At 48.9% G+C, this 237-nt stretch carries 1 rRNA gene; it reads left to right on the forward strand.

From position 1 onward, the window contains the following. Positions 1–73 precede the first annotated feature (73 nt). Positions 74–189: ribosomal RNA gene (rrf, locus tag BM70_RS0131030) — 5S ribosomal RNA — on the forward strand. The last annotated feature ends 48 nt before the right edge of the window (positions 190–237 follow it).

The raw sequence follows: 237 nt of genomic DNA on the forward strand, positions 1-237 counted from the left end.
AAAACACCGAAAGCTGTCACATACCCAATTTGCTGAAGCGAGGCCAACAGGTCGCGACTCAGTACCCGAATTTCTTGACGACCATAGAGCATTGGAACCACCTGATCCCATCCCGAACTCAGCAGTGAAACGATGCATCGCCGATGGTAGTGTGGGGTTTCCCCATGTGAGAGTAGGTCATCGTCAAGATTAAATTCCAAAACCCCTGATTGCTAACGCAGTCAGGGGTTTTGTTTT

Origin of the sequence: Pseudomonas sp. CHM02 (assembly GCF_000612585.1) — a bacterium.
Taxonomy (GTDB): domain Bacteria; phylum Pseudomonadota; class Gammaproteobacteria; order Pseudomonadales; family Pseudomonadaceae; genus Aquipseudomonas.